This is a genomic window from Stenotrophomonas sp. ZAC14D2_NAIMI4_6 (assembly GCF_003086875.1).
In the GTDB taxonomy this organism is placed as follows: Bacteria; Pseudomonadota; Gammaproteobacteria; order Xanthomonadales; family Xanthomonadaceae; genus Stenotrophomonas.
In genome coordinates this window covers 3,186,703-3,199,412 of sequence record NZ_CP025996.1, presented here as the reverse complement: position 1 = coordinate 3,199,412, position 12,710 = coordinate 3,186,703, and the positions used below count along the sequence as shown (strand labels likewise).

Here is a 12,710-nt window from a genome sequence, read left to right as displayed (position 1 = left end):
GCAGCGCGCGCCCCCACCCCCCCACACGCGATCAACATTCGATTACGTTCACCGCCAAACCACCGCGGCTGGTTTCCTTGTACTTGTCCTGCATGTCGCGGCCGGTATCGCGCATGGTCTTGATCACCTTGTCCAGCGACACCTTGTGCTTGCCGTCGCCACGCATGGCCATGCGCGAGGCATTGATCGCCTTCACCGCCCCCATGGCGTTGCGTTCGATGCAGGGAATCTGCACCAGCCCGCCAATCGGGTCGCAGGTCAGGCCCAGGTTGTGTTCCATGCCGATTTCCGCAGCGTTCTCGATCTGGCTGGGGTTGCCGCCCAGCGCGGCGACCAGGCCGCCGGCGGCCATCGAACACGCAACGCCCACCTCGCCCTGGCAGCCCACTTCGGCACCGGAAATCGAGGCGTTTTCCTTGTACAGAATGCCGATCGCTGCGGAAGTAAGCAGGAAATCGAACACGCGCTGTTCGTTGGCGCCCGGGCAGAAGCGGTCGAAGTAATGCAGCACGGCGGGCAGGACGCCGGCGGCGCCGTTGGTCGGCGCGGTCACCACGCGGCCACCGGCAGCGTTCTCTTCGTTCACCGCCAGCGCGTACAGGTTCACCCAGTCCAGCGTGGTCAGCGGGTCGCGCATGGCGGCCTCGGGCTTGGAGGACAGCTCGCGGTACAGCGCCGGTGCGCGACGGCCTACCTTCAGGCCACCGGGCAGAACGCCTTCCTCGCGGATGCCGCGCGCCACGCACGACTGCATCGCGCTCCAGATCTCGCGCAGCTTCTCGCGGATCTCCTCTTCGCTGCGCCAGCACTTCTCGTTCTCGAACATCAGCTGGGCAATGCTCAGGCCGCTGCGCGCGGTCTGCGCCAGCAGTTCGTCGCCGCTCTTGAACGGGTAGGGCAGCGGCGTTTCGTCGGGCACGATGCGGTCGTCGGCGGCATCGTCCTGGTTGACCACGAAGCCGCCGCCCACCGAGTAATAGTCGCGGGTGGCGATCACTTCATCGTCGGCGTTGTAGGCGGTGAAGCGCATGCCGTTGGTGTGGTAGGGCAGCTTCTGCCGCTTGTTCATGCCCAGGTCGCGCTTCTCGTCGAAGGCGATCTCGTGCTGGCCCATCAGCAGGATGCGCTTGCTGCTGCGGATGCGTTCCAGCGTGGCGGGAATGATGTCCGGGTCGATCAGGTTCGGGCGCTGGCCTTCCAGGCCCAGCAGGATGGCCTTGTCGGTGCCGTGGCCGCGCCCGGTCAGGGCCAGCGAGCCGTAGACGTCGGCGCGGATGCGCGCCACTTCGTGCAGGCGGCCCGGGTCCAGCAGCCAGCGGTGGATGAAGCGTTCGGCGGCCTTCATCGGCCCGACGGTGTGGGAGGAGCTCGGGCCAATGCCGATCTTGAAAACGTCGAACGTGCTGACAGCCATGGTTGCCGTACTGCGGGTACCGGAAGAGGCCGCTATTCTAGCCGTTCGTGCTGCAGGGCCATGCCTGCGGCGCAGCATTTCCGCCGGCGGAGCCTGAACCGTGCTGACCCTGTTCCAGCGAGACGATTGCCATCTGTGCGACCTGGCCCTGGCCGAACTGGCCAAGGCGCGGGCGCCGGAGTTCGATTCGGTGTTCCTGGATGACCAGCCGGCGCTGGAAAGCCGCTACGGCACGCGGGTGCCGGTGCTGCGGCATGAGGCCAGCGGCCGCGAGCTGGACTGGCCGTTCGATGCCGTGACCGTGCAGGCCTGGCTGGCCGTGGAGTGATGCCGCCGGGCCATGCCCGGCGGCGGTCCCACATTATTTCGCGTCGAACTTGACGATGGTGCTGATCGCGGTTTCGTCCGGGATGGTCTTGGTATCGGCCCAGTCGCCGCCACCCACGCCGAAGTCCAGGCGCTTCACGGTGGCCTTGCCGGTCAGCACCGGCTGGGTGCCCGGCTTCCAGCTGAAAGTGAAGGTGACCGGCTTGCTCACCCCGCGCAGCTCCAGCGTGCCGTCGGCGGCGAACTGGTCGTTGCCCACGGCACGGAAACCCTTGGCGGTGAAGTGGGCGGTGGCGAACTTGCCGACATCGAAGAAGTCGGCGCCCTGCAGAGTGGAATCACGGTCGCTGTTGCCGCTCTTGGCGCCGGCCAGCGGAATGGTCACGTCCAGCGAGCCTGCGGCCGGATTGGCCGGGTCGAAGCTGAGCTTGGTGCTGAACCCCGGGAAGGTGCCGGTGAACACTTCACCGTCGTACTTGCTGGCAAACACCAGGATGGAGCCGGCGCCGGCGGCCTGGGTGTAATCGGCGGCCAGCACCGGGGCAGTGGCCAGCAGGCCGGCCAGGGCAGCGGCCACGGCGGCCGGGGTGGTCAGTTTCAGGGTCATCGGTCAGTCCTTCTGTGGGGTGGCGAGCCAGCCACGCGGCAGCATCCGCGACAAGGTGGCATCACGCTGGAACAGGTGGTGGTAGAAGGCAGCGCCGGCATGGGCCAGCACCACCGCGATCAACAGCCAGAAGCCATATTCGTGCAGGGCGTGGGAGACGGCCACCACCTGGGGATCGGGCCCGCTCAGCTTGGGCACATCCACCAGGCCGAACCAGCGGAACGGGCGCAGGCCGCTGGCCGAGTCGTACAGCCAGCCGGAAAGGGGAATGGCGAACATCAGTACATACAGCAGCACGTGGGTGGCGCCGGCGATGCGTTCCTGCCAGCTGGGCGTGCCCGGCACCGGCTTCGGCGCGCCGGCGTACAGGCGCCACACCAGGCGCAGCAGCACCAGGGCCAGCACGGTGATACCGATGGATTTGTGCGCGGTGTAGACCCAGAAATACTTCGGTGTCTTCGGCAGTTCGCCCATGGTCAGGCCGACGATGCCCAAGGCGAGGATCAGCAGGGCGATCAACCAGTGCAGGGTCTGGCTGACGCTGCCCCAGGCAGCGGGCGTGTTCTTGGCGGTCATGGCGTGTCCTTCGGGGCCGTCGGGCTGTCGGAGTGGCTGTCGGGGGCGGGAGTTCCCGGGCGCGCGCTGCGGTCCAGCGCCGCTTCGGCTTCGATTCTGATCTGTACGCTGTCGCCGATCACACCCGGCCAGGCGGTGATGCCGAAGGCGCGGCGGCTGAGCGTGGTGGTGGCCGAGAAGCCGGCGGTGCGGCGGAACGGCGGCAGCGGGTAGCGCTTGACCGCGTTGAGGGTCACATCCAGCACCACCTCCTGGCTGACACCGCGCAGGGTCAGGGTGCCGACCACGCGCGCATGGGTGGAATCGATCGGTTCCACCCGGGTCGATACGAAGCGCGCACTGGGGAAGCGTTCGCCATCCAGCAGACTGCTGGCCAGGGTTGCCTGGTTCCACTTGGCATCGCCCAGGTCCAGCCGCGCCACGGGAATCTCGACCTCCAGCGTGGCCTCGCGCCAGCTGTCGCCATCGAACTGCACGCTGCCTTGGCTGCCGGAGATGGTGCCCAGGGCCTGCGAATAGCCGGCGTGGTCGATGGCGAACAGCACGCGCGTGTGCACCGGGTCGATGCGCCAGACGTCGGGTGCGGCCCAGGCCGGTGCAACCGCAAGCAGCAGGGGCAGCAGGGCCAGGCGTAAACGCATCGGGCACGTACTCGGTTGGAGGAAGCCCCGATCATACGCACAGCACCGCGCTCTGGACGTGTGCACGGCTGCAACAGTTCGTGGTGGCAATGCGGCTGGAAACAGGCTGTTGCAGCAGTGCCGCCGGTGCTGTGTGACAATCGGGGCCAGGACAGGGGGTTCAGGATGAAGACCGGTTGGCACAGGTGGTGCCGTGGCTTGGCCGCACTGGCACTGGTGGTGTCGCTCGCGGCGGCGGCCACACCACAGGAGATGGCAGGGGAAACGCCGCGACTGCGCCGCTTCGGTGCGGCCGAAGGCTTGCCCTCGCGCATGGTGGTGGCACTGGCCGAAGACCGCCAGGGACACATCTGGGCGGCCACCGATGGCGGCCTGGCCCGTTACGACGGCAGCGCCCTGCGGGTCTGGCAGCATGACCCCGAACAGGCCGGGTCGTTGCCGGGCAACGAAATCGAAACCCTGCTGATCGATCCGCGCGACCGCGTCTGGCTTGGCATCAACGGCAAGGGCCTGGCCCGCCTGGATGCCGACCGTGATCGCTTCCGTACCTTCGATGGCATTGATGCGCAGTGCCAGGGGCAGTTCTGGACCCTGGCCTATGCCGGCGACGCACTGTGGATCGGCACCAGCACCCACGGTGTGTGCCGGCTGGCCGAAGATGGCCAGCTGCAGGTGTTCCGGCACGATGCGTCCGATCCTTCCGGCCTGCCCAGCGACACCATCTACAGCAGCCTGGTGGATGCGCAGGGGCGGCTGTGGATCGGCACCGAAGCCGGCGTGGCGCGCTGGGATGGCACCCGCTTCAAGGCCATCGCGGCGGGCGCGCTGAGCCATGTGAGCGTGCTGCGGCTGAGCCGCGACACCGATGGCGCGGTCTGGATCGGCACCCAGAACGACGGGCTCTATCGTGTCGACGCCCACGATGCGGTCAGCCGGCCGGCGTGGCCTGACAGCCCGGCCCTGCGCGCGGCCCTGGTCATTCCGGATCGCCAGGGCGGTTACTGGGCCGGTACTGCGGATGGCCTGCTGCGCGGCGATGCCGATGCACTGTGGCGCCTGCAGGGCGACCGCGGCAGTGGCTTCCTGACCGGTCACAGCGGCGTGCTGGACATGCTGCAGGACCACGAAGGCGGGCTGTGGGTGGGCCTGCTGACCCAGGGCCTGGCCTATCTGCCTCCCGACTGGCGGCGCTTTTCCACTTGGTACCAGCTGGACGGCAAGCCGTTGGACAGCCAGTACCTGCTGAGTGCCGCCAGTGATGGCAAGAACTACTACGTGGGTTCGGCCCATGGCGTCTATCGCATCGATGCGCAGGGCACCTTGAGTCTGTTGGCCAGCGACAAAGAGCTGGGCAGCGGTGCGGTCTGGTCGGTGCTGCCGCGCCCGCAGGGACGCCTGTGGCTGGGGCGTGCCGGTCGACTGAGCGTGTACGACCCGGCCAGCGGCGCACTGCGCAACCTGCCGATCGGCGGCGGCGCGGATCTGCGCCAGCGCATCGACCTGATGCGGCAGGCACCGGACGGGTCGGTGTGGATTTCGGTGATGAACCTGGGGTTGCAGCAGCGTGCCGCTGACGGCCGCCTGCTGCGCACCGTTCCGCTGTCGGCCCTGCACGGCGCCTCGGATGTGCCGATCGAACAGATCCGCTTCGATGCGCGCGGCCGGGTCTGGGCCATGGGCGAAATGGGGCTGTGGCGCGAGCAGGCCGACCGTTTCGAAGCCGTGCCGGGGGTATCCAGTGGCGCCATCTACGATCTGGTGTGGGTCGATCCGCAGCAGCTGTGGCTGGCCCGGCAGGGCGCGTTCGAGCGCTACCAGTGGGACGGGCTGACCCTGCGCCTGATCCAGCGCATCGACGCCAGCCACGGCATGCCGCCGGTCAGCATGGGCGGCCTGGCCCTGGCCGAGGATGGGCGCGTATGGGCGACCTCGCCACGCGGCCTGTTGCGCTGGGACCCCAGGCAGCGGCGCCTGCAGCAGATCAACGAACGCGACGGCCTGCCCGACGCCGAATTCACCGGGCGGCCGCCGGCGGTGGGGGCCGACGGTCGTGTGCTGGCCGTCACCCAGACCGGCATGGTGGGGTTCGACCCGAACGCGGCTGACGTCGCGCTGCCCGCATCGCAGCTGGTGATCGCGCAGGTGCGCGTGCGCCGCGACGATGCGCGCGGGTGGCAACCGCTGCCGACGGGCGGCGAGTTGCTGCTGGGCCCGGATGACCGTGACCTGCAGATCGATGCGCGGCTGTTGTCCTATGCAAACCCGCAGGGCAACCGCTACCGCTTCCGCGTGGGTGGTTACGACCAGAACTGGGTGGAGCAGGGCAGTGACGGCCAGCGCACGCTGTCGCGGCTGCCGCCCGGGCCGTACCTGATCGAAGTGCAGGCGGCCAGCAGCAGCGGCGCCTGGAGCCCCTCGCAACAGCTGCAGGTGAAGGTGCTGCCGCCGTGGTGGCGAAGCGGCATGGCCATCTTCGGCTACGTGATGCTGGGCTCGCTGTTGCTGTTGGCCCTGGTGTGGTCGATCCGGCGCCGGCTGCGGCGGCGGCAGCAATGGCAGTTGACCGTGCACAAGCAGCAACTGGCCGAGCAGGCGTCGCAGGCCAAGAGCCGCTTCCTGGCCACTCTGGGCCACGAAGTGCGCACGCCGATGACCGGTGTGCTGGGCATGAGCGAACTGCTGCTGGCCACCGAACTGGACCCGGTGCAACGCAGTTACGCGGGCTCCATCCAGCAGGCCGGCAGCCATCTGCTGCGGCTGGTGAACGACGCCTTGGACCTGGCCCGCATCGAAGCCGGCCGGCTTGAGCTGGATATCCGCCCGTTCGATCTGACCGGGCTGCTGGACCAGGTGCAGGCCCTGATGCAGCCGATGGCCCACCAGCGCCAGCTCGGCTTCCTGCGCGAAGACCGCCTGCCCGGACCGGTCAGCGTGAGCGGCGATGAAATGCGGGTGCGGCAGATCCTGCTGAACCTCCTGGGCAATGCGATCAAGTTCACCGAGCGCGGCCACGTCGCACTCGGCGTGCAGTTGCAGGAAGATGGCGGCGTGCTGGTGTTCGAAGTGAGCGACACCGGGCCCGGCATCAGCACCGAGCAGCAGCAGCGTCTGTTCCACCGCTTCGAACAGGCCGATGGGCCGCGCACGGCGTCGCGCTACGGCGGCAGTGGGCTGGGCCTGGCCATCTGCCAGGAGCTGGCGGTGGCCATGGGCGGTCGCATCGACGTGGACAGCCAGTTGGGGCGCGGAGCGCGCTTCCGCGTCCGCCTGCCGTTGCCGTGGGCGCCGCAGGCGTCGCCACCGGCCGGCGAATCGGTTGCCGTCGTTCCGGTGTTGCCGGCGTTGCGCATCCTGCTTGTGGAAGACGACACCACCGTGGCCGAGGTGATTGCCGGCCTGCTGCGCGCACGGGGTCACCAGGTCGTGCATGTGCTGCATGGCCTGGGCGCGCTGGCCGAAATCGCCACCGGCGGCTTCGATGTGGGGCTGCTGGATCTGGATCTGCCGGCCCTGGATGGCACCGCCATTGCGCGCCAGCTGCGGGCGATGGGCTACGAGTTGCCGCTGGTGGCAGTCACCGCACGGTCGGATGCCTACGCCGAAACACAGGTGCTGGCCGCCGGTTTCGATGGCTTCCTGCGCAAGCCGGTGACCGGCGATCTGCTGGTGTCGGCCATCGCCCATGCGCGCAACAAACGTCAGATCACGGCGTAGTTGCGCAGCTCAATGGCGTGAATTGCGCGCCTTTCGGTTTACCATGCCGACGCCCGCCCTGCGGGCACCATCCATGGACGCGTGAGGAGGCAATCGGTGGCGTATCTGCGGGCGGCGACGCTGCTGCTGATCCTGTTCGCCCTGGTGCCCGCGCTGGCCCAGCCGGTGGCGCCCACGCCCCGTCAGGTGACGGTGTTCGATGGCCTGCCATCGAACACGGTCAATCGCATGGCCGAAGATCGCTACGGTTATCTGTGGATCGCCACCAACGACGGGCTGGCACGCTACGACGGCCGCAACTACCGGATCTGGCGCTCCGAGGATGGCCTGCGCGACAACCGTATCTGGAGCGTGCTGGTCGACGCCCACAATGAACTGTGGATCGGTACCGAGAACGCCGGGCTGGTGCGCATGTCGGCCGATCGCCGGCAACTGCGCTTCTACGACCGCAGCAGCCAGCCGCTGATGGGCAGCAACACCGTGTGGAGCCTGGCGACCACGCCCGATGGCGCGATCTGGTTTGGCACCCATGAGGGCGGACTGTACCGGCTGGATCGCAATGAACGGCTGCAGCGCTTCCTGCCCGAAGCGAACAACCCACGCAGCGTGCCGGCCGTGTCCGTGCCCTACCTGGCCACGCTGGCCGACGGCAGCCTGTGGGTGGGCACCAAGCACGGCGTGGCGCGCTGGACCGGCACCGATTTCGAACGGATCGGCAGCGATGTGATTCCCAGCCCGATGATCAACGGGCTCAGTACCGAACCCGATGGCAGTCTGTGGATCAGTACGCTGGCCGGCGCCATCGTGCGGCGGCCCGACGGCCGCTTCGAGGCACCGCCGTGGGCGTTGCCGGCCGGCGACCAGGTATTGGGCATGATGCTGCGCGACGAACAGGGCGGGCACTGGCTGGACACCCGCAGTGGCCTGGGCCGGGGCGTGGATGGCAAGTTCCAGAACGTGCCGCTGTACAGCGCCATTGCCCGCGGCCGGGTACGCCCGAACTGGACCGGTGCCTATGAGGACCGCGAAGGCGGCATCTGGCTGGCCAGTACCAATGCCGGCCTGTGGCACCTGCTGCCGCGCTGGTGGCAGTTCTCGGTGTTTTCGCGGCTGGAAGACGATCCCGCGTCGCTGCGCAATGCCTTCGTGCTGGGCACCAGCCCGTCCAGCAGCGGCGGGGTGTGGACGGTGGGCAGCCATGGCGCGCTGGACCGTTTCGACCCGTTGACCGGACAGATCGAGCAGCACCGCACCTTCGTCAACGGCATGCACTGGTTGACCTCGGTACGCGAGGATCGACGCGGCCAGGTCTGGATCGGGTCCAGCGATGCGGTGATGCGCTATGACCCGCGTACCCGCGAGCTGCGCCGCTGGGGACGTGAGGCGGCCACCGATGCGCCCATGGAGGGCACGGTCGAGGCGATGATGACCTGCGATGGCGACAGCCTGTGGCTGATGCTGCCATCGGGGCTGCAGCAGCGCGATCTGGATGGCCATGTGCGGCGCGAACTGGAAAGTGGTCGCGACGGCCTGCAGTTGGGGCAGTTGAACCTGGACGTGGAGTGCGGCCCGCTGGACCACATCTGGCTGGCCAGCAGCCGCGGTCTGCTTCAATGGCTGCCGGAGACCGGCCGCTTCCAGCCCGTGCCCGGCGCGCCTGCGTCGGCGGTCTACGCCATGCATGTGGGCCACGATGGCCAGGTCTGGCTGTCCGAAGATGGTCGACTGGTCCGCTACCAGTGGCGCCACGGGCGGCTGGAGCGGCAGGCGGTGATTGGCGCCGAGCAGGGCTATCCGGCCATTTCCGCCACCGGCGTTGTGGTCGACGCGCAGGGCGTGGTCTGGGCCAGTAGCGCCCGCGGCCTGGTGCGCGTGGGCGCCGACGGACAGAGCGTGCGCCAGTATGGCGTGCATGACGGCTTGCCCAGCCAGGAGTTCCGCGAACATACGCTGATCAGCACCGCGTCCGGGCGCATGGTGGCAGGCACCCCGGCAGGCGTGGTGGTGTACGACCCCGAACAGGTACGCCCGTCCACGCGCCGCGCGCCGCTGGTGATCGAGCGGGTGGAAGTGCGCCGCAACGAACAGGTGCTGGACCTGACCCACGACACGCCACTGCAGATTGCCGACGGCGACCGTGACCTGCGTATCGTCGCGCGACTGCTGTCCTTTGCCGATTCGGCTTCCAATACCTACCGCTACCGCCTGGCTGGCTACGATCCGGACTGGGTGGAAGTGGGCCCGGCCGGCGAGCGCCTGTTCTCGCGCCTGCCGCCGGGCAGCTATCGCCTGGAAGTGCAGGCACGCTCGGCCGACCATGTCTGGTCGCGGGTGCAGAGCCTGGAATTCCATGTGCAGCCGCCGTGGTGGCGCAGCCTGTCCGGGCTGCTGGTGCTGGCCTCGATCGCGCTGCTGCTGACCAGCTGGTTCGCCTGGCTGTACCGTCGCCGCCTGCAGCGCCGCCACGCCTACCAGCTGGCGCTGCACAAACAGGAACTGGCCGAGCAGGCATCGGCGGCCAAGACGCGCTTCCTGGCCAACCTGGGCCATGAGATCCGCACGCCAATGACCGGTGTGCTGGGCATGAGCGAACTGCTGCTGTCATCGCCGCTGGATCCGCAGCAGCGCGGCTATACCCAGTCCATCCGGCACGCTGGCGAGCACCTGCTGCACCTGGTGAACGACGCGCTGGACCTGGCGCGGATCGAATCGGGGCGATTGGAACTGCAGTCGCGTCCGTTCGCATTGAACGCCCTGTTGCAGGACCTGGCGGCGCTGATGGGGCCGCTGGCCGCACAGAAGGGCCTGCGCTTCAGCCTGGACAACGCCCTGCCGCCAGGGCTGCAGGCCACCGGCGATGCCATGCGCGTGCGTCAGATTCTGTTGAACCTGTTGTCCAACGCGGTGAAGTTCACCTCGCGCGGCGGCATTACCCTGCACGCGCGCTACGACGATGATGGCTTGTACTTCGACGTGCGCGATACCGGTCCGGGCATCAGCCAGGAGCAGCAGCAGCGTCTGTTCCGCCGTTTCGAACAGGCCGATGGCGCACGCACCGCCGCCCAGTACGGCGGCAGCGGGCTGGGCCTGGCGATCTGCCGCGAACTGGCCCTGGCCATGCAAGGGCGCATCCGGGTGGAGAGCCAGCTGGGCACGGGAACCGCGTTCGCGGTCTGGCTGCCGTTGCCGCTGGCCCTGGAGGAGGGCAGTGACCCCGCTGCCGCTCTGCAGGGTGATGGCACGGCCAGCCCCCTGCCGGCGCTGCGTGTGCTGCTGGTGGAAGACGATGGCACCGTGGCGGATGTGGTGACGGGCCTGCTGACCGCGCGCGGTCACGAGGTGGTCCATGCCGAGCATGCACTGGCGGCATTGCGCGAGATCAGCGCGGGCGAATTCGATGTGGGCCTGCTGGACCTGGACCTGCCCGGCCTGAGTGGTTTCGAGCTGGCCCAGCACCTGCGCAACCAGGGTTACACCCTGCCGCTGCTGGCGGTGACCGCGCGCACCGATCCGGATCTGCAGCAGCAGGTGGAAGCGGCCGGCATTGAAGGCTTCCTGCGCAAGCCCGTGACCGGTGAGCTGCTGGTCGAAGCCATCGCCCGGGTGCTGGGGCGGTAGGGTGTGTTGGCAGGGCTTGCAGCCCTGCACCTGCTTGGGGCAACTCTGCTGTTGGTAGGTGTCGACCTTGGTCGACACACTCTGTCAGATATCGAATTTTCCCTTGGGTCAGAGCCCGTTGCGAAGCAACGGGATCCGACCCCGTGCCGTTCCGCCAGATCGCGGCCAACTGTCGAAGGCGGGGTGGGGCCGGTTGCGGGGGCGTCAGCGCCATGGATGGCGCGACCGAGGCTACAGGTACGTACTTGCGCCGTCCCCCGCAACCGGACCCACCCCGCCATCCCACGGAATGCCTGCTTTTGACGTTGCTTCAGTCGAGCATGGCTCGACTCTACAGCAGGTGCAGGGCTGCAAGCCCTGCCGAAAACACTACTCCGCGACCGATTCGACCTGGCGGGGTTCGGGCTTGGTGTCGGGCAGCTGCCAGAAGATCATCGTCGAGGTGAGGGTGATCGCACCCACGCAGATGAAGGTGGCATGCAGCGCCGCAGTGGCGCCATGGCCTTCCAGGTGCGTGCCGAACGCTGCCAGCAGGCTGCCTGCGGCCGCCGCACCGAAACCGGCCGCCAGCATCATCACCATCGACAACAGGCTGTTGCCGGAACTGGCGAACTCGCGATCCAGATCGCGCAGGGTCACGGTGTTCATCACGGTGAACTGCAGCGAATTGACCGCGCCGAAGAACGCCAGCTGCAACAGGCGCCAACCCAGGTGCTGGCCCGGCGTCATCAGGATGAAGCTGGCCATCGCCAGGCCCACCAGCACGGTGTTCACCATCAGCACGCGACGGTAGCCGTACTGCTCGACCAGCTTCACCGCCAGCTTCTTCGACACCATGCCAGCGGCGGCCACCGGCACCATCATCAGGCCGGCGTGCATCGGACCCAGCCCCAGGCCCACCTGCAGCAGCAGCGGAATCAGCATCGGCATGGCGCTGCTGCCGATGCGCGAAAACAGATTGCCGAGGATGCCGATGCGGTAGCTGGGTACACGGAACAGCGCCAGTGAGAACAGCGGCGCGGTGGAATTGGCCGCGTGCAGCCAGTAGCCCACCAGCGCCGCCAGGCCGGCCACGGTCATCAGCATCACCAGTGCGTGCGGCGTGCCCAGTCCGGAAATGCCATCCAGTGCCAGCGACAGCACCACCATGGCGAAGGCCAGCATGATGTAGCCGCGCAGGTCGAAGCGCACGCGGTGGCTGGCGTAGTGGTCGGGCATGATTTTCATGGCGGCGATGAAACCGATCACGCCGATGGGAAGATTGATCAGGAACACCCAGTGCCACGAGGCGATCTCCACCAGCCAACCGCCCAGGGTCGGGCCGATCAGCGGGCCGATCAGCGCGGGAATGGCGATGAAGCTCATCGCGCGTAGGAAATCCTCGCGCGGCACCGAGCGCATCACCGCCAGGCGGCCCACCGGCAGCAGCATGGCGCCGCCGATGCCCTGCAGTACGCGCGCGCCGACCAGTTGATGCAGGTGCTGGGCCAGCGCACAGGCCAGCGAGCCCAGGGTAAACAGGATGATCGCCACCAGGAAGGTGCGGCGCGTGCCGTAACGGTCGGCGATCCAGCCGGAGGCCGGAATGAACGTGGCCACCGCCAGCGCGTAGCTGAACACCACCGACTGCATCTGCAGCGGGCTTTCGCCCAGGCTGGCGGCCATGGCCGGCAGCGCGGTGTTGACGATGGTCGAGTCCAGCATCTGCATGAAGATGGCCAGTGAAACCAGCCACAGCAGGGGACGGAAGCGGGCGTAGTCGGACGGCGAAGCCGGCACGGACGGATCGGACATGGCGTGGGGAGCCGGTGGA

Annotated in this window: 8 protein-coding genes; 3 read left to right on the top strand and 5 right to left on the bottom strand. The window is 68.1% G+C overall.

What is annotated here, in order from left to right; genetic code table 11:
• Positions 1-31: 31 nt before the first annotated feature.
• Entirely contained in the window at positions 32-1,414 is a 1,383-nt protein-coding gene (locus C1933_RS14790; RefSeq protein WP_108750776.1) for an L-serine ammonia-lyase, read from the bottom strand.
• 100 nt (positions 1,415-1,514) lie between these two features.
• Between C1933_RS14790 and C1933_RS14785 the strand changes: the two genes are divergently transcribed.
• Complete coding sequence (locus C1933_RS14785; RefSeq protein WP_108753859.1) at positions 1,515-1,742, top strand: glutaredoxin family protein; 228 nt, start codon at positions 1,515-1,517, stop codon at positions 1,740-1,742.
• A 33-nt stretch (positions 1,743-1,775) separates the two neighbouring features.
• Here C1933_RS14785 and C1933_RS14780 read toward each other — a convergent pair whose 3' ends face one another.
• Genes C1933_RS14780 through C1933_RS14770 form a run of 3 tightly spaced genes read right to left on the bottom strand, consistent with a single transcriptional unit; the run spans position 1,776 to position 3,565 of the window.
• A complete protein-coding gene (locus C1933_RS14780; protein WP_108750774.1) occupies positions 1,776-2,348 on the bottom strand; it encodes a YceI family protein in 573 nt (190 codons plus the stop codon).
• Positions 2,349-2,351: 3 nt separating this feature from the next.
• Complete coding sequence (locus C1933_RS14775; protein WP_108753858.1) at positions 2,352-2,924, bottom strand: cytochrome b; 573 nt, start codon at positions 2,922-2,924, stop codon at positions 2,352-2,354.
• A complete protein-coding gene (locus C1933_RS14770) occupies positions 2,921-3,565 on the bottom strand; it encodes a YceI family protein (RefSeq protein ID WP_108753857.1) in 645 nt (214 codons plus the stop codon). Before C1933_RS14770 ends, C1933_RS14775 begins: the two co-directional genes overlap by 4 nt.
• Before the next feature lie 165 nt (positions 3,566-3,730).
• On the opposite strand from C1933_RS14770, the gene C1933_RS14765 reads away from it, so the two are divergent.
• A complete protein-coding gene (locus C1933_RS14765) occupies positions 3,731-7,279 on the top strand; it encodes an ATP-binding protein (protein ID WP_108753856.1) in 3,549 nt (1,182 codons plus the stop codon).
• Positions 7,280-7,375: 96 nt separating this feature from the next.
• Positions 7,376-10,897 carry a hybrid sensor histidine kinase/response regulator gene (locus C1933_RS14760; protein ID WP_108753855.1) on the top strand — a complete coding sequence of 1,174 codons (3,522 nt, stop codon included), beginning with the start codon at positions 7,376-7,378 and terminating at the stop codon, positions 10,895-10,897.
• Positions 10,898-11,266: 369 nt separating this feature from the next.
• Here C1933_RS14760 and mdtD read toward each other — a convergent pair whose 3' ends face one another.
• Complete coding sequence (mdtD, locus tag C1933_RS14755; protein WP_108753854.1) at positions 11,267-12,691, bottom strand: multidrug transporter subunit MdtD; 1,425 nt, start codon at positions 12,689-12,691, stop codon at positions 11,267-11,269.
• Positions 12,692-12,710 lie beyond the last annotated feature (19 nt).